The 20,584-nt window shown below is 41.7% G+C and carries 18 protein-coding genes and 1 other annotated feature; of the genes, 10 read left to right on the forward strand and 8 right to left on the reverse strand.

The genetic code is table 11. The features are described 5' to 3' along the window. Window positions 1-105: 105 nt before the first annotated feature. Entirely contained in the window at window positions 106-1,092 is a 987-nt protein-coding gene (locus tag P2E05_RS03300) for a FecR family protein (protein ID WP_163860675.1), read from the reverse strand. Beyond that, window positions 1,092-1,628 carry an RNA polymerase sigma factor gene (locus P2E05_RS03305; protein ID WP_154622152.1) on the reverse strand — a complete coding sequence of 179 codons (537 nt, stop codon included), beginning with the start codon at window positions 1,626-1,628 and terminating at the stop codon, window positions 1,092-1,094. Before P2E05_RS03305 ends, P2E05_RS03300 begins: the two co-directional genes overlap by 1 nt. A 182-nt stretch (window positions 1,629-1,810) precedes the next feature. Between P2E05_RS03305 and P2E05_RS03310 the strand changes: the two genes are divergently transcribed. After that, window positions 1,811-2,593, forward strand: a complete 783-nt coding sequence (locus P2E05_RS03310) for an energy transducer TonB (protein WP_249999832.1) — start codon at window positions 1,811-1,813, stop codon at window positions 2,591-2,593. Between the two features lie 44 nt (window positions 2,594-2,637). Here the strand turns inward: P2E05_RS03310 and P2E05_RS03315 are convergent, their stop codons facing one another. Next, on the reverse strand, window positions 2,638-3,390 hold the full coding sequence (locus P2E05_RS03315; RefSeq protein WP_154623549.1) for an AhpA/YtjB family protein: 753 nt from the start codon (window positions 3,388-3,390) through the stop codon (window positions 2,638-2,640). A 123-nt stretch (window positions 3,391-3,513) separates the two neighbouring features. Between P2E05_RS03315 and serB the strand changes: the two genes are divergently transcribed. From serB to nadR, 3 genes are all read left to right on the forward strand, one after another. Then, window positions 3,514-4,491 carry a phosphoserine phosphatase gene (gene serB / locus P2E05_RS03320; protein WP_154623550.1) on the forward strand — a complete coding sequence of 326 codons (978 nt, stop codon included), beginning with the start codon at window positions 3,514-3,516 and terminating at the stop codon, window positions 4,489-4,491. Between the two features lie 354 nt (window positions 4,492-4,845). Further along, window positions 4,846-6,234 (forward strand): DNA repair protein RadA, encoded by a 1,389-nt coding sequence (gene radA, locus P2E05_RS03325; protein ID WP_163860677.1) that lies wholly within the window; start codon window positions 4,846-4,848, stop codon window positions 6,232-6,234. A 113-nt stretch (window positions 6,235-6,347) separates the two neighbouring features. After that, on the forward strand, window positions 6,348-7,580 hold the full coding sequence (gene nadR, locus P2E05_RS03330; protein ID WP_154623552.1) for a multifunctional transcriptional regulator/nicotinamide-nucleotide adenylyltransferase/ribosylnicotinamide kinase NadR: 1,233 nt from the start codon (window positions 6,348-6,350) through the stop codon (window positions 7,578-7,580). A gap of 77 nt (window positions 7,581-7,657) precedes the next feature. Here nadR and ettA read toward each other — a convergent pair whose 3' ends face one another. Then, window positions 7,658-9,325, reverse strand: coding sequence for an energy-dependent translational throttle protein EttA (ettA, locus tag P2E05_RS03335; RefSeq protein WP_276123006.1), 1,668 nt, complete (start codon window positions 9,323-9,325; stop codon window positions 7,658-7,660). A gap of 533 nt (window positions 9,326-9,858) precedes the next feature. Beyond that, window positions 9,859-10,386, reverse strand: coding sequence for a bactofilin family protein (locus tag P2E05_RS03340; protein WP_231131827.1), 528 nt, complete (start codon window positions 10,384-10,386; stop codon window positions 9,859-9,861). Window positions 10,387-11,063: 677 nt separating this feature from the next. On the opposite strand from P2E05_RS03340, the gene sltY reads away from it, so the two are divergent. After that, the gene (gene sltY, locus P2E05_RS03345) at window positions 11,064-12,977 is read left to right on the forward strand and encodes a murein transglycosylase (RefSeq protein ID WP_272657672.1); all 1,914 of its coding nucleotides are present in this window, start codon (window positions 11,064-11,066) and stop codon (window positions 12,975-12,977) included. 70 nt (window positions 12,978-13,047) lie between these two features. Further along, entirely contained in the window at window positions 13,048-13,368 is a 321-nt protein-coding gene (trpR, locus tag P2E05_RS03350) for a trp operon repressor (RefSeq protein ID WP_154622197.1), read from the forward strand. Window positions 13,369-13,528: 160 nt separating this feature from the next. Here trpR and yjjX read toward each other — a convergent pair whose 3' ends face one another. Next, window positions 13,529-14,065 (reverse strand): inosine/xanthosine triphosphatase, encoded by a 537-nt coding sequence (yjjX, locus tag P2E05_RS03355; protein WP_154622196.1) that lies wholly within the window; start codon window positions 14,063-14,065, stop codon window positions 13,529-13,531. Between the two features lie 52 nt (window positions 14,066-14,117). Between yjjX and gpmB the strand changes: the two genes are divergently transcribed. Then, window positions 14,118-14,765, forward strand: a complete 648-nt coding sequence (gene gpmB, locus P2E05_RS03360; RefSeq protein ID WP_154622195.1) for a 2,3-diphosphoglycerate-dependent phosphoglycerate mutase GpmB — start codon at window positions 14,118-14,120, stop codon at window positions 14,763-14,765. Between the two features lie 125 nt (window positions 14,766-14,890). Here gpmB and robA read toward each other — a convergent pair whose 3' ends face one another. After that, window positions 14,891-15,787: an MDR efflux pump AcrAB transcriptional activator RobA gene (gene robA, locus P2E05_RS03365; protein ID WP_154622194.1), complete on the reverse strand. Its 897-nt coding sequence runs from the start codon at window positions 15,785-15,787 to the stop codon at window positions 14,891-14,893. A 253-nt stretch (window positions 15,788-16,040) separates the two neighbouring features. On the opposite strand from robA, the gene creA reads away from it, so the two are divergent. After that, a complete protein-coding gene (gene creA / locus P2E05_RS03370; RefSeq protein ID WP_154622193.1) occupies window positions 16,041-16,517 on the forward strand; it encodes a protein CreA in 477 nt (158 codons plus the stop codon). Between the two features lie 77 nt (window positions 16,518-16,594). Here the strand turns inward: creA and arcA are convergent, their stop codons facing one another. Then, on the reverse strand, window positions 16,595-17,311 hold the full coding sequence (gene arcA, locus P2E05_RS03375; protein ID WP_004926714.1) for a two-component system response regulator ArcA: 717 nt from the start codon (window positions 17,309-17,311) through the stop codon (window positions 16,595-16,597). Between the two features lie 657 nt (window positions 17,312-17,968). Between arcA and thrL the strand changes: the two genes are divergently transcribed. Continuing rightward, window positions 17,969-18,037, forward strand: a complete 69-nt coding sequence (gene thrL / locus P2E05_RS21900; RefSeq protein WP_071599685.1) for a thr operon leader peptide — start codon at window positions 17,969-17,971, stop codon at window positions 18,035-18,037. Then, window positions 17,976-18,097 (forward strand) — a sequence feature (Thr leader region). It overlaps the preceding gene by 62 nt. A gap of 24 nt (window positions 18,098-18,121) precedes the next feature. Continuing rightward, on the forward strand, window positions 18,122-20,581 hold the full coding sequence (gene thrA, locus P2E05_RS03380) for a bifunctional aspartate kinase/homoserine dehydrogenase I (protein ID WP_272657671.1): 2,460 nt from the start codon (window positions 18,122-18,124) through the stop codon (window positions 20,579-20,581). Window positions 20,582-20,584 lie beyond the last annotated feature (3 nt).

A 20,584-nucleotide genomic window follows, 5' to 3' on the forward strand; every position in this document is an offset into this window, starting at 1 on the left:
ATTCTTAAGCGGCACCAAAAAAGTGCTAAAAATGGCAAATAGTGCGTATTTGCTTAAGAAGAGGGTGAAATGAGAATTATCCTCACCTGTAAATCGAAATAATTTTCATTTATTTTTTTTGTTCTGAATAATCAGTATGTTATTTTTATCTTGATAGATAACCTGCACGGGTAAAAGTATAGGCAGAGCTTGGAAAAATTGTTCCGGTTGACGTAGATTGATCCTTCCTGAAATTTTGCTCTGTGCGAGCGTTGAAGGCGAAAGTTCAACATTCACCGTTGAATAAGCTTTCAGCTCAGTGAGCACGTCAGCTAAGGGTTTATCGGTAAAACTCAGTTCACCGAAGCGCCATCTTGCAACGTCTAAAGGGGATATTTTCTGGACAGTGATTGTGCTGTTTATCGTTGGACTTATTGCGCTATCTCCCGCAAATAAGTAAGTGGCTTCTTGGGCTTCTCCTGTTTTCAGACTCACGATGCCTTTACTGACGCTCACGGTGACTTGTTGGTGATGTCTATCCACTTCAAATTCCGTCCCGACGACTCGAATGCGCCTTTCATCGGCCAAAATCACAAAAGGGCGATAGGGATTAGATTTAACCTTGAAGTAAGCACGCCCTTTTTCTAAATAAACTTGGCGAATTTCGGTTTCATAGGCCACACGCACCTGGGTTTGACGGTTTAAAAAGAGTGTTGAGCCGTCTGATAATGTCACTTCTTTTGGCTCATTAGTGGCTGCAAGTGTCATATTGTTGAGCATCATTGAAGGTAAGTGGCTATAAGGCAAGAATAAAATAGTCACAATAAACAATGCGGCGAGTGTATTGCCCAATGGACGCCAAAGGCGAAAGAAAGGGCGTTTTTTAGGTGATACCTCCACAGATGCAGGACGAGGCATCGAATCAAACTCACGCCAAACCTCTGCCATTGCCTCATAGGCTTTTGCATGCTCAGGGGATGCATTTAACCAAATAGTAAATTGTTTTACCTGCTCGGCACTCATTTGTTGACTATGCTGGCGAGTAAACCACAGTGCTGCTTGCTCATCAACAGAATCCAATGCATCCGGTTCGGAGGGGGATGTGTGTGTCATTAATTATTATTGCTCTGATTATCAAGGTGCTTTTTACAGTGTAGCAAAGCCGCGGCGATATGCTTTTCAACCATACTGATGGAGATCTCCATACGCTCAGCTATTTCGCTTTGCGATAAACCATCAAATCGATAAAGCAAAAAGGCTTCACGTCTTCGCGGAGGAAGCGAGTCGATTGCTTCACTAAGCCGTTGTATACGCTGTTGATGCTCCAATATTTCACTAGGATCATCTTGGGTCGCCTCAAGATTATGCTCCAGTAAGGCTTCATCGATATCAGTTTCTGATTTTGCTAGCCGTTGATGACGTCGCCAATGATCGATCAACACATGATTGGCGATTTTAAACAAGTAAGCACGGCTTTCTTTTATCGGAGATTGCTCTTTTCGATTAAGCCATAGTGTAAACACATCCTGTGATAAATCATCAGCATCATTGCTATTACCGAGTCGATTGCGGAAAAAGCGGACAAGCTGGCTATAAGTTGACTGATATGCCCCGCTAATTTTTCGGGCAAGAGATTTATCGATAGTCATTTTTCGCTGGTGTCAAAAAGTTAACATTACGCATTTATACGTAATAAAGGATTTGCTCAAATTACTTTATTGTATTAATTCAAATAGATATTTTAATTATGAGTTATTATTAATAATAATGAATATCATTTTTGTTTGTATTATGCCTATAATCTGCAAAAAATAAAGTCGTGAGGCAGAATATGAGCAGTATCGCGGGCAATCTAGAGCGCCCGATTTTCCGTCCACTGGGCGGTTTGTTTTTAAGTCTTTTTTTCCACGGAACACTTGCAGTGATTTTTATAGGTTGGTTAACGACAACCCTTCCTAAAACGGGGGTGTTACCACCAGCAATATCATTGCAATTAGGGGTTTATCAGCTTGAGCAGCACTCAGAGCCTGAAGTGAACCATGCACCTAAACAGCAAATGGTGACGCGTGAGGAAGTTTTACCGGAACTTGTTGAAAAAACGGAAAAACTACCTGAAACCCCTTTAGTCGATAATGGCACCTTGACCAAGGTGAGTGAACAAAAACGCCCACCCAAAAAGCAGCAGCCACAAGTTAAAAAAGTGGTTGAAGAAGCACCGTTAAATACTCAAGAATCCGCAGTGACGTCAATGCCCACAGCCGGCAGTGCATCCAATAGTCGTGCTAATTTTTCGAGTAATGCTTCTGCCGCGGTGAGTGGACACCAAGGTTGGCACAGTGAAGTTCATCAGCGTTTAGCGAAAGCAAAACGTTATCCAAGGGCGGCCTTGCGCTTTCGCTCAATGGGGGTGTCTCAGGTTAAAGTGACGGTTGACCGTCAAGGTGAAGTGATTAGTGCCAGCTTGATTAATTCATCGGGAACCAAAATTCTCGACAAAGAAGCGTTGGCAACAATTAATCGTGCAGCGCCTTTTCCTGTACCACCAGAAACTTTACTGATTGATGGTAAAGTTGAATTCATCGCCCCTATCGTATTTGATACTAAATCCATTTAATCATTTCGCTGAGGAAAACGCCCTCAGCGATTTGTATGATCGAATTAATGTTCGGGGGGTTTAGGTTTATTGGGTTTGCTTTTAGCCCGTCGCTTCTTAGGTCGATAAGGCCTATGTTCTGGTTTCTTTTTCTCTGAGTGAGCTCTTTTCGATGCAGTTGGCTGCATGTTATCGTCCTCTTCAGTACCACTGTCTTCATCAACCACTAACTGTGGTGGGGTATTCTTTCCTTTCTTTTTCTTGGAACGGAAGAGTGTGTTGGCGAGCACAAACCCAATGCATAGCGCGAATAAAATGAAAAAACGTAACACGTTAGTGCTGTTATCTGCCTGCTGGATTTCTGTGGTTAAAAGTTCTGTATCGATAGTAAGACGTAGGTAGCCTTTCGGTTCTTCTTGACCAAGAATAGGTACCACTAATTGATATTGAAAAGGTTGAGTAGATTGAGCGCTATCGATAGCGAGGCGTTCTCGTACAGAAACGGATTCTCCTGCACTGGCGATTAATGTGCCTCCAGCCGAATAAATACTGGCATCCAAAATATATTTGTCTTTCGTCACATTCTTTAAATTGGCGATAATTCGTTCTCGATTAAAATCTTTGCTGCCGGAAACGATATAATCGGATAAGCTGAATGCCACTTGTTCAGCCAAAACACGCGTTAATTGTTTAAACTGTTCAACTCTGCTTTGATTTTGGCTAGTACCTAAATAGGATATGCCTTGCATTAATAGGGCTATTAATGCCACGCAGATAACGATGATCACTGTTTTGTGAAGCTTAAATGTTAGTTTCATAGAAATCACTAAGGGCTCTTTATCTATTCTCTGGCATCATGTTGCCAGAGCTTACACAGATAGGGTAGTTTTGGAACGTATTTTTATTATAAAAAGTTGAGTCGATTACAGGAGCTAATTTTCATGTCAACGAGTTTGACCTATTGCTATTTACCCGATGAAATTCAGAAGTGGCCTGGATTGCCACTGTCGCTGAGCGGGGAGGAAGTGATGCCTTTAGATTACCGTGCAGGCGATAGTGGTTGGTTATTGTATGGGCGTGGCTTGGATAAAGCGCGGATCAGTGATTTTCAACAGCGCTTAGGAATAGCAATTGTCATTGTTTCATCATGGCGAATTGATGACTATCAAGTCGTCAGAATTGCAGGAAGCATCACTCCTCGTATCAAAAAATTAGCCGATGAAAGCTTATTGGATGTCGTGCCTCTTGGACAAATTCCACGTTTACGTTCACCGGGGTTGTTATTGATGGATATGGATTCCACCGCAATCCAAATCGAGTGTATTGATGAAATTGCTCGTTTATATGGTGTCGGTGATCAAGTTTCTGAGGTCACTGAACGTGCAATGCAAGGCGAACTCGATTTCACTGAAAGTTTAAGGGCGCGGGTTGCGTTACTTAAAGGGGCTGACGTGATGATTTTGCAACAAGTCATGGACTCCCTGCCATTAATGCCCGGCCTAACAAGCCTTGTGCGTAAATTACAGGCAATGGATTGGCATGTTGCAATTGCATCCGGAGGGTTTACTTTCTTTGCGGATAACCTACGCCAGCAACTCAAACTGGTCGCTGCCGTGGCTAACCAACTGGAAATTAAAGATGGTAAGTTAACCGGTAAAGTGAAAGGGCCTATTGTTGATGCGAAATTTAAGGCTCAAACATTAGTTAAATTGGCTGAGCGCTTAGACATTCCGATAGAACAAACTGTGGCTATCGGTGATGGTGCGAATGACCTAAAAATGTTACGTAAAGCAGGTCTGGGGATTGCTTATCATGCAAAACCTAAAGTCTATGCGCGTGCCAAAGTGGCTATCCGTCACGCCGATTTGATGGGGGTGATGTGTGTGTTAAGTGGTGGGCTGAAGCATGAGGAACGCTAATATTCGCCCTATTTAGCGTCGTGGTACGGTTATCCACACCCGCCTAGTCGCATACTTAAATAGGTGGCTAGGGGGGAAGAACGTTTGATACCTATCCACAACATACACTATTTAGAAAAGATGAGTTGTGGGGGAACACATACTGATAACTTAAAATGCAATGTGTGATGGCGGTATAGCATCGACGATTAAGACGGTTATCTGTGAAGGTAAAAATAAGTTGATGATTTAGCGTACTATCGGCTTAAAAGGACACGTTTTTAGGTTGTTATAAGTCGTAAACAGGCTAAATATGTAGGGTACAGACTTTTGAATTAAAAGCAGTTGGTTAAAAGGGATAATAGGAGCAATATTGTGGCAAAAGGTGCAAAAAGGGCGTTTGTCTGTAATGAATGTGGTGCGGATTATCCACGCTGGCAAGGGCAATGCAGTGCTTGCCACGCATGGAATACCATCACAGAAGTGCGCCTCGCCTCAAGTCATTCATCTCCACGTAATGACCGCTTAACAGGGTACGCTGGCAATGCCGCGGGTGTCAGCCGCGTGCAAAAGCTATCCGAAATTAGCCTTGAAGAGTTACCTCGTTTTACCACGGGTTTTAAAGAGTTTGACCGTGTGCTTGGTGGTGGTGTTGTGCCTGGTAGCGCGATTTTAATTGGCGGAAACCCAGGGGCTGGTAAAAGTACCTTGTTGCTACAGACAATGTGCTTACTATCACGAGAGATGAAAACGCTTTATGTGACGGGAGAAGAGTCTCTGCAACAGGTTGCCATGCGTGCCCACCGTCTAGGGCTACCCACTGACTCCCTGAACATGCTGTCTGAAACCAGTATCGAACAAATCTGTTTAACTGCCGAACAAGAACAACCCAAATTGATGGTGATTGACTCAATTCAAGTGATGCATATGGCAGATATCCAATCTTCTCCGGGCAGTGTTGCACAGGTTCGAGAAACCGCAGCTTACCTTACCCGTTTTGCCAAAACCCGAGGTGTCGCTATTATTATGGTAGGCCATGTGACAAAAGATGGCTCTTTAGCGGGACCGAAAGTGTTAGAACACTGTATCGACTGTTCGATTATGCTGGATGGTGATGCCGATAATCGTTTCCGTACCTTACGTAGCCATAAAAACCGGTTTGGTGCGGTGAATGAACTCGGTGTGTTTGCCATGACGGAACAAGGCTTAAAAGAAGTGAATAACCCTTCTGCCATTTTCTTGAGTCGTGGTGATGAAATTACATCGGGTAGTTCAGTTATGGTTGTGTGGGAAGGCACTCGCCCATTGCTGGTGGAAATTCAGGCGTTGGTTGATCACTCTATGATGTCAAACCCTCGTCGAGTGGCGGTTGGGCTTGAACAAAATCGTTTAGCCATTTTATTAGCGGTTCTGCATCGGCATGGTGGTTTACAAATGTCCGATCAAGACGTGTTCGTTAATGTGGTTGGTGGCGTTAAGGTGACAGAAACCAGTGCAGACTTGGCATTACTCCTTTCTTTAGTCTCCAGTTTTCGTGACCGGCCTTTACCAAGAGATTTGGTGGTATTTGGTGAGGTTGGGCTTGCTGGTGAGATCCGTCCAGTACCCAGTGGGCAGGAGCGAATTTCTGAGGCGGCAAAACACGGTTTTAAACGCGCGATTGTGCCTCATGCCAATATGCCTAAAAAGCTACCTCCAGATATGAAAGTGTATGGTGTGAAAAAGTTGTCCGATGCTTTAAGCGTGATGGATGAATTTGAATAAGAGATTAAGCATCATTGACATTTTTACGTTGTTAAATAGAACGTTATCTCGCAGTAATACTGTCGTAATACCTAGTTGTAGGCCGTGTTATTGAAAGCATATAAGGAAATTAAATGGCTGAATTTGACTATCTTAAGAATGCAATTAAGCAAGCGGGTTATACTCTACAGCAAGTTGCCGATGCCTCTGATATGACCAAAGGTTATCTCAGCCAGCTTATCAACAATAAAATTAAAAGCCCAAGTGCGCAAAAAATTGCGGCACTCCATCGTTTTCTGGGGTTGGAATATCCCAATAAACAAAAAATCATTGGGGTCGTCTTTGGTAAGTTTTATCCTTTGCATACAGGTCATATCTACCTGATACAACGTGCGTGCAGTCAAGTCGATGAACTGCATGTTATTCTTTGTCATGATGAACCGCGCGATAAAGATTTGTTTGTGAATAGTTCTATGTCACAACAACCTACGGTGAGCGACCGCCTACGTTGGTTATTACAAACATTCAAATACCAAAAAAATATTCATATCCATTCATTTGATGAGCAGGGGATAGAACCTTATCCACATGGTTGGGAAGTGTGGAGTGAGGGCATGCTCGGGTTTTTGAAAAAACAGAATATCCACCCAAGTTTTATCTACTCAGGTGAAAAAAATGATGCGCCAAGGTACAAAAAATATTTAGGCATAGAAACGATTTTAATCGACCCTGAGCGTACCTTTATGAATATTAGCGGTAATCAGATCCGTCAGGCACCTTTTCGCTACTGGGATTATATTCCAACAGAAGTCAAACCCTTCTTTGTGCGTAAAGTTGCCATACTCGGTGGAGAATCGAGCGGCAAGTCCACATTAGTGAATAAATTGGCTAATATTTTTAATACGACTAGCGCATGGGAATTTGGACGAGACTATGTTTTTTCCCACCTCGGTGGTGATGAGATGGCATTGCAATATTCTGACTATGACAAAATTGCGTTAGGTCATGCTCAATATATTGATTTTGCTGTTAAATATGCCAATAAGGTCGCATTTATCGATACCGATTTTATTACGACACAGGCTTTTTGTAAGCGCTACGAAGGAAAAGAACATCCTTTTGTTCAGGCTCTAATTGATGAATACCGTTTTGATTTAGTCATCTTATTGGAAAACAACACTCCATGGGTGGCCGATGGGTTACGTAGCTTAGGCAGTGAAAAAGATCGGCAAGAATTCCAAGCATTGCTGATTGAAATGCTAAAGAAAAATCATGTTGAGTTTGTTCGAGTTGAATCACCCGACTACGACAGCCGTTTTCTAACCTGTATCTCGTTAGTTCAGCAATTATTGATGTTAGATGAGTGAGCCTATTCATCGCTAAGTTAGAGTAATGACACAAATACCCCATTATTGAGGTATTTGTGTTGGTCAATCATGCGTGACTATTTGCTCATACGCTTGTATTTCATACGATGAGGCTGTAGTGCTTCTGCACCTAAGGTGCGTTTTTTGTAATCTTCATATTCAGAGAAGTTACCTTCAAAGAAGGTGATGTTGCCTTCATCTTGATAATCAATAATATGTGTTGCAATACGGTCAAGGAACCAACGGTCATGCGAGATAACCATGGCACAGGCAGGGAACTCTAACAGGGCGTTTTCTAACGCACGCAATGTTTCAACATCGAGGTCGTTGGTTGGTTCATCGAGTAACAGGACGTTACCGCCAACTTGTAGCAGTTTCGCTAAGTGTAGACGACCACGTTCCCCGCCGGATAACTCCCCAACACGTTTTCCTTGGTCAACGCCTTTAAAGTTAAAACGGCCAACATATGCACGGCTTGGGATCTCAAAGTTGCCGATACGCATAATATCTTGCCCGTTAGAGATCTCTTCCCAAACCGTTTTACTATCGTCCATTGCATCACGGAACTGATCAACGGAAGCAATCTTCACCGTATCACCAAGCGTGATAGTCCCTGAGTCAGGTTGTTCTTGGCCTGAGATCATGCGGAATAGGGTTGATTTACCCGCACCGTTCGGACCGATAATACCGACGATTGCACCTTTAGGAATAGAGAAACTCAGATTATCGATGAGAACTCGGTCACCATAGGATTTGGATAAATTCTCAACATCGATAACTTTATCCCCCAAGCGTGGACCAGGTGGAATAAAGAGTTCGCTAGTTTCATTACGTTTTTGGTATTCAACACTGTTAAGCTCTTCAAAGCGAGCCAAACGTGCTTTTCCTTTAGCCTGACGGCCTTTTGGATTCTGGCGGATCCACTCGAGTTCTTTCTCGATCGATTTACGGCGAGCAGCTTCAGTAGAGGCTTCTTGTGCTAGACGTTGATCTTTTTGTTCCAACCAAGATGAATAATTGCCTTCCCATGGAATACCTTCTCCACGGTCAAGCTCAAGGATCCAACCTGCAACGTTATCAAGGAAGTAACGGTCGTGGGTGATCGCGACGACGGTGCCTTCGTAGTCGTGCAGGAAACGTTCTAGCCAGCCGACGGATTCAGCATCCAAGTGGTTAGTTGGCTCATCAAGGAGCAACATATCGGGTTTTTCTAGCAGCAGTCGGCAGATAGCAACACGGCGACGTTCACCACCCGATAAGTTTTCAATTTTTGCATCCCAAGCTGGTAAACGTAAAGCATCGGCCGCACGTTCCAGTTGGTTATCTAAGTTATGCCCATCGTGTGCCGCGATAATGGCTTCTAATTCGCCTTGCTCTTTAGCTAATTTATCAAAATCAGCATCAGGATCCGCATAAGCGGCATACACTTCGTCTAAACGCGTCAAGGCATTTTTGACTTCTGAAACGGCTTCTTCAACCGCTTCGCGAACAGTATGCTCAGGATTGAGCTTAGGTTCCTGTGGAAGATAGCCAATTTTAATGCCTGGTTGAGGACGTGCTTCACCTTCGATATCGGTATCAATACCTGCCATGATACGCAGTAATGTAGATTTACCAGCACCATTGAGACCTAAAACACCAATCTTTGCTCCAGGAAAGAAGCTTAGAGAAATATTTTTCAAAATATGACGCTTCGGCGGAACAATTTTTCCAACCCGATGCATTGAGTAAACGTATTGAGCCAATTTATTTTACCTATTGTTTTATAAATGAAAGTTCAATATTCGATAGCGCTTTTCGCATACAAATAACGCTCTTATACCCTTATTATACCTTAGGTAGCGTTTGCTGCCGTAAGCTTTACGTCCTATCTGCAAATTTTTCTGAGTCTCACTCTAATTGTTCCTCACTTTAAGTCAATAGTTGTCTATTTCTAGGCTAAAAGTGTGCTTCAACAAGGGGGAATTTGGTTAGGCGTTAGATAACGGCGCATTGTGAGTAAACAGTTTATGTCCAGAAGTGAACTGACGTGAAATTTAAGATAAGTAAAGTTAAAACAGCCATTACTTAATTCTTTTATCAATATAGAAGAGAGATCTTGAAAATATAATTTGAGTGTATCACGACTATTTATACAGAGCAGTGATAAGCGTTTGATGTATTTCAGCCAAGCGCAATAAAGCTATTTGGTAATAAGTTCTAAATATAGCTAGCCTGTATTAATTATCATTTTATAGCGGAATGATTACCGCTATAAAATAAATGTTTGATAGGTTACTTATCGAGTAGGCAGGGAAGATGAAGGCACACCTAAATTAATCACATCTGATTTTTTTTGTGTAAGTTCATTTTTAACATCATGGCTAGATATTTTTTTATCGGTTCTTTCTGAGGTACCTGTAAATACGCCACCTTTCTTGATTGTTAAGTTTTTAGTTTGGCAGATACCATCTAACTGGCCATTCTCTAAGATATCAAGATCTTCAGATACGCATAACCCTTTCATTTTGCCATTGATTGAGATCGTTTGAGCATAAATTTCGCCTTCGACAACCCCTTCTTTTTGGATGGTCACAACACCATTATTACTGCGTATACTGCCTTTTATATGACCAAATACTTGAATGTCATCATCCAAAATAAAATCGCCAGATATTTTACAACTACTTGAAATGGAGGTGCTTTTTCTTGGTGCGGGTGTTTGAGGTAATTTTTCTTCTTTTGGCTCAATAACCTCTTTCTTGTAGGCGATTTCATCAGTTTTCACTGGTTCGACTAAATTATCTTTATTTTTTTTTGTAAACATCCGTTTATTCCTTGTAGAGAGTATATAAAAAATAATGAAGAATATGATTAAAAAAGGCAAAGATACAATAGACCAATAGACATCCATTAATGTATATATTAATAGATAGGCCCATCCGCACCCTAAAATAGAAAAAAATAAGTTTTTGAAGTCCATATCCCTATCCCATTTTAAAAGGGTAATTGATTATTCTAAATGAGCCTCGCATTGTTAAAATTGAATCATTTTCTGTCTAACGACTTAGATTATTTAACAACAAAGTCTAATGTTTGTCCATTTTTTACCAAAAGTAATACTCTTTTTTAGAGTATCGTGTATCTTGTGTTTAGCGTTAAATTTTGTGTTAGGTTAATTTTTTTATTAATTATTTGTTTGTATGCGTTTTTTCAGTATTTTACAGTATTAGATGTTTATGCTAATAGAAATAATTTTTTACATAAAATCTGATTGAGTATACATGACTTTATTCTAATTAATTCAGTTGATTAGATTATTTTTTGATGGGTATTTGGGCTTATCAAAAGATCATTTATATGGGTGATCGTGACTTCAGGAACACTCTGGTTGTTTTTAACTCTAAGATTTTGTTTGATAAGAGTAAGCTTAACAGGTTTATATCAGTTATAGTTATCATGGTCAAAAACTCAGCGTGTTGCAGGAATAGGGAAGTATTAAGCATGAAAAAATTGTTGATGGCAGCCCCGATTGCCATGATGTTGGTGTCCACAACAGTATGGGCAGACTCTCTACAAGCACAAAGAGAGCGTTACCAAGCCATCAAACAAGCTTGGGATGCTAAACAAATGGATGAGGTAGAGCGTCTATTGCCTACGCTACAAGAGTATCCATTATATCCTTATTTAGAATATCGAGAGCTGACCCAAGATCTCGATATTATTTCACCGAGCCAAGTGCAGGCTTTTATTGATTCACACCCAACGTTGCCAGTCGCAAAAACATTAAAAAATCGTTTTGTGAATGAGTTGGCTCGCCGTCAGGAGTGGAAGTCCTTGCTGGCATTTAGCCCCGAGGAACCAAAACCCGCCGAGGCAAAATGTAATTATTATTATGCGAATTGGGCTACGGGGAATAAAAGCCTAGCATGGCAAGGCGCTGAAAAATCTTGGTTAAATGGGCGTTCGATGCCCGCCGCCTGTGATAAGTTATTTAATGAGTGGGAAAAGGCAGGCTATTTAACGCCAGAAATGATCCTTGAGCGGATCCACCTAGCGATTGATGCTGGGAACACATCAATGGCCGCTTATCTCGCTAAACGGCTTCCCCTAAACTATAAAACAATTGGTGATGCATTAGTTAAATTACAAAATGATCCTGCTTCAGTGACTCAGTTTGCGAAAACGATGACGCCAACAGATTTTTCTCGTCAGGCAACAATCGCAGGTTTTAACCGTTATGCTCGCCAATCACCGGATGAAGCACGCGCTGCATTAAGAGGGATCAGCAGTGCGCAAAAAATGAATATGGCGGAAACACAAAAGCTGAAAGATAGTATCGCTTGGCAATATATGGGGGATGTTACGCCAGAACAAGCCAATTGGCGTGATGAAGTGATCAGTGAAACTGATTCAACGGCTTTAAAAGAGCGTCGAGTGCGTTTAGCGCTTGGTACGGGTGATAAAGCAGGGGTCGCTAAATGGCTAAAACAGCTACCTACTGATGCGAAGAATAAAGAAGAGTGGCAGTATTGGCAGGCGATCACACTCATCGATGAAGGTAAAAAAGCCGAGGGTGAAACGATACTGCGTCAGCTCATGGATGGGAGAGGTTTCTATCCGATGGTCGCTGCTCAAAAATTAAATACAGAATATCCTCTGTATATTAAAACGGCGGAAAAACCAGACAGTAATCTCGATAAGTTAGCTGAGATTCAACGGGTTAAAGAGTTAATGTATTGGGAGATGGATAATCTAGCGCGAACCGAGTGGGTTAGCTTAGTCGCTTCACGCCCCGTGAATCAGCAAGAGCAACTTGCGCGTTATGCTTTTAATCATAATTGGGCGGATTTAAGCGTACAAGCGACGATCACAGGCAAGTTATGGAATCATTTGGAAGAGCGTTTCCCATTAGCATGGGAAAAAGAGTTCGAACGCCACACCAAAGATAAAACGGTCTCTAAGAGTTATGCGATGGCCATTGCCCGTCAAGAAAGTGCTTGGAACCCACAAGCTCGCTCGCCAGTTGGCGCAACGGGCCTTATGCAGTTGATGCCCGCAACCGCTAAGCACACCGTACAAAAACAAGGTATTAGTGGCTATGTGAATACAAGCCAACTGACGAACCCAGTGAAAAATATTGAGATTGGTACGGCTTACTTAGAGGATGTTTATCAGCAATTCTCTAACAACCGTATTTTATCGAGTGCGGCTTATAATGCTGGCCCATCAAGGGTGACTCGCTGGTTAGGTAACAGCGGTGGGCGTCTTGATGCTGTTGCCTTTGTAGAGAGTATCCCTTTCTCTGAAACACGGGGCTACGTGAAGAATGTATTGTCATACGACGTTTTCTATCGTTACTTTATGGGGCAAAGTGGTCCTGTATTGACCGATAGTGAGTGGTTAATGAAGTATTAAGAGGTTTTACAGGTGATTTGCTGAATAATGTGTTATCATTTGTACTAGTTAAATAGTATGGTTGGATAACATGACTGCAAATCACCTGAATGACCCCGCACTCACGACTGATGAGAACGATGATTGGCAACGCTTCGTTAAGTTACTTCAGCTCGCGTTTGAGCAAGACTTGCAACATCCTATTTTACAGTTGTTGCTGACCCCTGATGAACGCACAGCGCTTGCCACCCGAGTACGCATTGTTCAGGAGTTGATGCGTGGTGAAATGAGTCAAAGAGAATTAAAAAATGAACTCGGTGTTGGTATTGCAACCATAACACGAGGTTCAAATAGTTTAAAATCTGCGCCGCAATCGGTGAAAGTGTGGCTAGAGGAACAATTACTTAAATAATCAAAGAGCTAACTAATAATACCAAATTAAATAATTTGGCCTGCATGAGTTATGTATGCGTGATGAAACCCTGTGTTGCCACAATCATTTATTTAATTTGTGTTATTCATCATATCAAATAGGGGCAAAGACTGCCCCTATTGTTATTTTTTCGTTATAATTAATCTTCTATCTGGTTTAGCTCTTTATAAATTTCATGCTTAATGGGAACCAGCGCCAGTATCAGTGCTTGTTGGTAGACACTTGTGCGTGTTAGCACCCCGTTAGTAAAGAATCCGATAGCACCACCTTGCTGCTTAATGTTATCGATGCCCGTTAAATCGGCCATTTCTTCACCAAGTTCACGTCCTTCTCGAATACCCGCAAGAATTTTTTCTGGGATCATAATACTTGCTGAACGTGATTCTCCACGGATTTGTTTATGTTCAATAACAATCCACGCAAAAGTCATGTCCTCATCAATTCCCGCTTCAATGCCGACCCAAAAATCGGCTTCAGGGCGGACTTGTCTTGATGCCATTACGCGTTGCCTTGCTCCAGTACGGGTTTCATTATTACCGATAGGTTGCTGTGGAACGCTGCTATCAACGTTAATATCTTCTATCTGATAACTGCCAGGCCCAAAAACAGCATCGAAAGCAAGATGAATCGCTTTAATTTTGGCAGGATTAGTCGTTGCAGCTATAACTTGGTACATTAATTATTTTCCTTTGAACACATAATTCGCAAAGTAATAACGGAACACATCTATGTTACAGGTTTATCTTGTTCGCCATGGCGAAACTGAATGGAACGTAGCTCGCCGTATACAGGGCCAATCTGACAGCCCTCTCACGGCCACTGGACGTCTGCAAGCAAGGCAAGTTGCCGAAAGAATTAAATCAGAAGGCATTACCCATATTATCACTAGTGATATGGGACGCACACGCGAAACTGCACAAATAATTGCGGATGTTTGCGGTGGGGAAATTATCATAGAACCGCGACTTCGTGAACTCAATATGGGTGTTCTTGAACAGAGAAAAATAGATAGTCTGACGGAACAAGAAGAGCAATGGCGTAAAAGCCTGATTGATGGCACTGAAGGCGGGCGCATTCCTGAAGGTGAATCGATGGAGGAACTCTATCAGCGCATGTTTGCTGCGTTGAATAGCTGCCTTGAGCTGCCAGAGGGCAGTAAACCTTTATTAGTCAGTCATGGTATCGCATTGAGTACATTATTAAGTCGTATTTTAGGTGTACCAGCCTATTCAGAACGCCGGTTGCGTTTACGTAACTGTTCCATCTCACGGGTCGATTATCAAAACAGCCCTTGGCTCGCGAATGGATGGATTGTTGAAAGCACGGGAGAAATCACTCATCTTACTCAGCCAGCTTTAGATGAGCAGCAAGCCTAGCAAAGAGCGTCAATATTTGGAGTTTCAACAAGGAGATACTCTGAACAATTCAAATCGTAGCTAGCGTGATATCAAAAAAGCTACAGTTTGAATAATGATGATGAGTACATTGAAACTCCAAATAATTAGCGTTTTATTGGCACATAATAATCAAAAGCCGCGACATGTGATTTGGGGTCATCATGGTGATGGTTTAGATCACGGAGTTCGGCATTTTTAATTTTGTAATGTTCGATATCATAGCCAGGTCGACGTGTGATATTGAGTTTAGGCAGATAAATGCCATAAATTTGATATAAAAACTCTTGCATCGCCGAACGTGTTGCTTCGCCACTAAAGCTAAATTTGACATATTCCCCCGCGGGGATAGTCAGATGAGTATATTCTGCATTATTAAAGCTGGCATCTTCGGGTTTAACCGCGGTTGTGTAGAACACCGTTTGCTCATCTTCTTTTTCAGTATTATGGATAGCATGGTGCAAGCCAAAAACTTCTGAAGCGATAGATGTAGTATGCTCTAAATAATAATGCCAAAATGTTTGACGCATTTCTGAACAAGCCGTTGACCACTCTTCTAAAGAATAAGAACAACTCTGCTCTAGTCCAACTAAAGGTTGTTCAGGCATAACGACAAATTCATGATCTAAATGCTTATGCTCATCTAAGATAATTGGCGGGCAAATGCCTGTCGCGCACCATTCATCACTGCGGCGATAGTAGGCTGGAGTGATATTAAACTGTTTCTTAAATGCTCGCGTAAAGGTTTGTTGTGAGTCAAAACGATACTGTAAAGCAATATCAAGAATTGGACGGCTGGTGAGGCGTAACGCAACGGCAGCGCGAGAGAGTCTACGGGCACGAATGTAGGCACCAATCGCTTGGTCGGTAACGTCTTTAAACATCCGTTGTAAGTGCCATTTAGAATAACCGGCTTTTGCAGCAACATTATCGAGTGATAGAGGTTTATCTAGGTTATCATCGATCCAGCGTAGAAGGTCACGAATAATATTTGTTTGATCCATGTATATCCCTAGTCAGTAAGACTTAAAAAACAGATATAGGTTATCAAGGAACGCCTATTCTATATCAAGTTAACCCTTTCGTTTATAGTAAAAGAGTTGTATTTGCCATTTAGTTGCAAAGAAAATGATTAACTTCTTTTATAGTTGTCATATTTCATACCGCAAGTCCGTTGATAATAATCTATCTGCAATTCAAATCAGTTAGAGTATATAATAAGCGAGACTAAGCCTTCTGGTTGATAAGGAAACCTGTATGCATTTTTGCAAGCTGAAACACCTATTATTGGCATCACTGCTGTCGACATTGCCTTTCGCGTCATTCGCGGAAGAAATTGGTTCAGTCGATACCGTTTTCAAAATATTTGGCCCTGACCATAAAATTGTTGTCGAAGCTTTTGATGATCCCGATGTTGATAATGTCACCTGCTATCTCAGCCGCTCGAAAACGGGAGGCATCAAAGGTGGGCTAGGTTTAGCTGAGGATACTTCTGATGCGGCAATTTCTTGTCAGCAAGTAGGCCCGATTGAGTTGAATGAGCGTATCAAACGTTCTCCGAAAAAAGCGCATGTCGTATTTCAAAAACGAACCTCATTAGTGTTCAAAAAACTCCAAGTGGTACGTTTTTATGACCCTAAGCGTAATGCGCTAATCTATTTAACGTATTCGGATAAAATGATCGACGGATCACCTAAAAATGCACTCAGCGCAGTGCCAATTATGCCGTGGTAAATACCGGTTAAAATATTTGGGCTTAAAAAACAAAAAACCGGCGATTAAGCCGGTTTATTTTTTCTGTGCAGGGTGACTTATTCGTCTAAATCACCACAGAAGCGGTAACCTTCACCATGAATTGTTGCGATAATTTCTGGTGTATCAGGTGTTGATTCGAAATGCTTACGAATACGACGAATAGTCACGTCAACAGTTCTATCATGGGGTTTCAACTCACGGCCGGTCATTTTTTTCAATAAATCGGCACGAGTTTGAATTTTTCCTGGGTTTTCACAGAAATGCAACATCGCACGGAATTCACTACGCGGTAACTTGTAGTGCTCGCCTGCTGGGCTAATCAGTGAACGGCTATTAATGTCAAGTTCCCAGCCATTAAACTTATAGCTTTCAACTAAGCGACGCTCTTCCGTACCCCCCGCTAAATTCATAGTGCGAGAAAGTAGGTTACGCGCACGAATTGTTAATTCACGCGGGTTAAATGGTTTGGTGATGTAATCATCGGCACCAATTTCAAGGCCAAGGATCTTATCGACTTCGTTATCACGACCGGTTAGGAACATTAGCGCAATACTTTCTTGTTCACGTAATTCACGAGCAAGAAGGAGGCCATTTTTGCCAGGCAAGTTAATATCCATGATAACAAGATTGATGTCATGTTCGGACAGAACATTGTGCATCTCTTCGCCATCAGTCGCTTCATGGACAACATAGCCTTCAGCTTCAAAAATGCTTTTTAGTGTATTGCGTGTGACAATCTCATCTTCAACAATCAAAATGTGTGGGGTCTGCATATTTGCTACCTAAAGTTTTAAAATAAAATAGTGAACTCATAGAACGCTTCCAAATTAGGTGGTTTTGATTTTGTTTTTGCTGGAAAAACGCGTCTATGGGTTATAAATATGTCTTTGAGTCAACGTTATTTTGTCGCCTCTGTTGTTATCAGATTCAAAAATGAATCAAAATTTAGGCACTTTCCCAACGTTGGGCTGTTAACAGCAATATAACAGCTAATACTTCATTTACCACCTAAAAAAATAACTTTTGTTGATACATATCAAAATCAATTGTAGCACGTTAACAAAATTTGTTAGGAAGAAAATCTTACAAATTCAGTAGATGTTTAACTATCAGATAAAGAGCAAAATACGCCCCGTTTTTATTTTTACTCATTGAGTGAATTAATCCAATAAGTCACCATCTGTCCTGATATTTCTTTAAAATAACGCATAAATATTTTATATCGCCAATTGTTGGTTTTTTGGATTTAAAAATTGACAAAATGTGGTATTGAGTCGTGTTGTCATTAAGTTTTGTTGAAGAGATAGCATAATTTTTGATAAGTAAAATAACCAGTAATCTGTTTTTTGGGTAAATAAATTTGACATTTCTTTATAATTGCTTTAACCGTATAGGGAGAAAGTAACGAATCAAGAGACAGACAGAAATTTATGCGTAACATCAGCCTGACTACGATTATTATTACCACCACCGTAACCACAGGAAACGGGGCGGGCTGACGCATCCAAAAAATAAAAAATGAAAAAGCCCGCGTCCAATCAGATGCGGGCTTTTTTTTGGTGTTAAATCAGGAGAGAAATACCATGCGTGTGCTTAAATTTGGCGGTACTTCGGTTGCAAATGACGAACGAGTACTTAATGTTGCTGACATCGCTGAGAGTAAATTGGCCGATGGGCAGGTGGCTTTGGTGTTATCCGCACCAGCAAAAATCACTAACCATTTGGTCGCAATGATTGATAAAACGGTTGCAGGTCAGGATGTCATCACGCATGTGAATGATGCAGAAATGATTTTTGCAAACTTACTAAAAGGATTGAAAGAAAAACAACCCGGTTTTGATTACGACAGACTGAAAAAACTCACCGAACAAGAATTTGCACAAATCAAACAAGTACTGCATGGTATTACTCTTCTAGGCCAATGCCCTGATAGCATTAATGCTTCCATCATTTGTCGTGGTGAAAAACTCTCCATTGCTATCATGGAATCTGTGTTAAAAGCACGCGGACACAAAGTGACAGTGATTAACCCTGTCGAACGTTTATTGGCAGTTGGCCATTACCTTGAATCAACAGTTGATATCAATGAATCAACTAAGCGTATTGCAGAATTAAATATCCCGAAAGACCACTTTGTATTGATGGCGGGTTTTACCGCGGGTAATGATAAAGGCGAACTGGTGGTATTAGGACGCAATGGTTCTGATTATTCTGCCGCTGTTTTAGCGGCTTGTTTACGGGCGGCCTGTTGTGAGATCTGGACCGATGTGGATGGGGTGTATACCTGTGACCCTCGTTTAGTGCCTGATGCGCGTTTATTAAAAGGGATGTCTTACCAAGAAGCAATGGAACTGTCCTACTTTGGTGCAAAAGTTCTTCACCCACGCACCATCGCGCCAATCGCACAATTCCAAATTCCTTGCCTGATTAAAAATACCACTAACCCAAGTGCTCCGGGGACTTTGATTGGCGATGGTCAAACGGATGAAAGTACACCAGTTAAAGGGATCACGAATCTTAATAACATGGCAATGATCAACGTTTCGGGTCCTGGCATGAAAGGGATGGTTGGCATGGCAGCTCGTATTTTCTCAGTCATGTCGCGTAAAGGGATCTCAGTGGTCTTGATTACTCAGTCATCATCCGAATACAGCATTAGTTTCTGTGTGCCACAAGGTGAATTAGTGCGAGCACGCGCAGCACTGGAAGAAGAGTTCTATTTAGAATTAAAAGACGGTGTCTTGGATCCTCTTGATGTCATGGAGCAGCTGGCGATTATTTCTGTAGTGGGAGATGGGATGCGTACCCTTAAAGGGATATCAGCACGTTTCTTTTCAGCTTTAACACGCGGAAATATAAATATTGTTGCGATTGCGCAAGGTTCATCTGAACGCTCCATTTCAGCGGTCATCGCGAATGAGGCGGCAACAACGGCAGTTCGTTTATGCCATCAAATGCTATTTAATGCAGAGCAGGTGATAGAAGCCTTTATCATTGGGGTAGGGGGGGTTGGAAATGCATTGATTGAACAGATCCATCGCCAACAACAATGGTTAAAGCAAAAACATATTGATTTACGTGTGTGCGGAATTGCTAACTCAAGAGCCATGCTAACCAATATGCAAGGCATCTCTCTTGATAATTGGAAAGAAGAACTTGCACAAGCGACAGAACCCTTTAGCTTAAGTCGTTTGATCAGACTTGAACGTGAATATCACTTTCTCAATCCTGTGATTATCGATTGTACCTCTAACCAAGAGATTGCCGAGCAGTATGTGAATTTCTTAAAAGATGGTTTTAACGTGGTCACGCCTAATAAAAAAGCCAACACGTTATCGATGGATTATTACCGCCAACTACGTTCAGCGTGTGAAGTATCAAAACGTAAGTTCCTTTATGACACTAACGTTGGTGCAGGTTTGCCGGTGATTGAAAACTTACAGAATCTTCTGAATGCGGGTGATGAGCTGGTGCACTTTAGTGGAATTCTCTCTGGCTCACTATCCTTTATCTTTGGTAAGTTAGATGAAGGTATGTCTCTGTCTGAGGCAACAACATTAGCGAAAGAGAAAGGATTTACTGAGCCTGACCCACGTGATGACTTATCCGGTATGGATGTTGCTCGTAAACTGTTGATCCTTGCTCGTGAAGCGGGCTATCAATTAGAGCTAGACGATATTGAAATTGATGCGGTATTACCTGCTGAGTTTGATAGCAGTGGCAGTGTTGCTGAATTTATGGCTCGTTTACCACAGCTCAACCAACAATTTGCAGAACGTATAAAAGCCGCAGAAGCGGAAGAAAAAGTGTTACGCTATGTTGGGTTGATAGAGGAAGGACGTTGCCAAGTAAAAATTGTTGCCGTTGATGGCAATGATCCACTCTTTAAAGTCAAGAATGGCGAAAACGCATTGGCTTTCTATACACGCTATTACCAACCAATACCTTTAGTTCTAAGAGGCTATGGTGCAGGTAATGATGTTACCGCTGCCGGCGTATTTGCAGATATGTTGCGTACCCTATCATGGAAATTGGGAGTCTGATAA

It is taken from the genome of Providencia stuartii (genome assembly GCF_029277985.1).
GTDB lineage: Bacteria > Pseudomonadota > Gammaproteobacteria > Enterobacterales > Enterobacteriaceae > Providencia > Providencia zhejiangensis.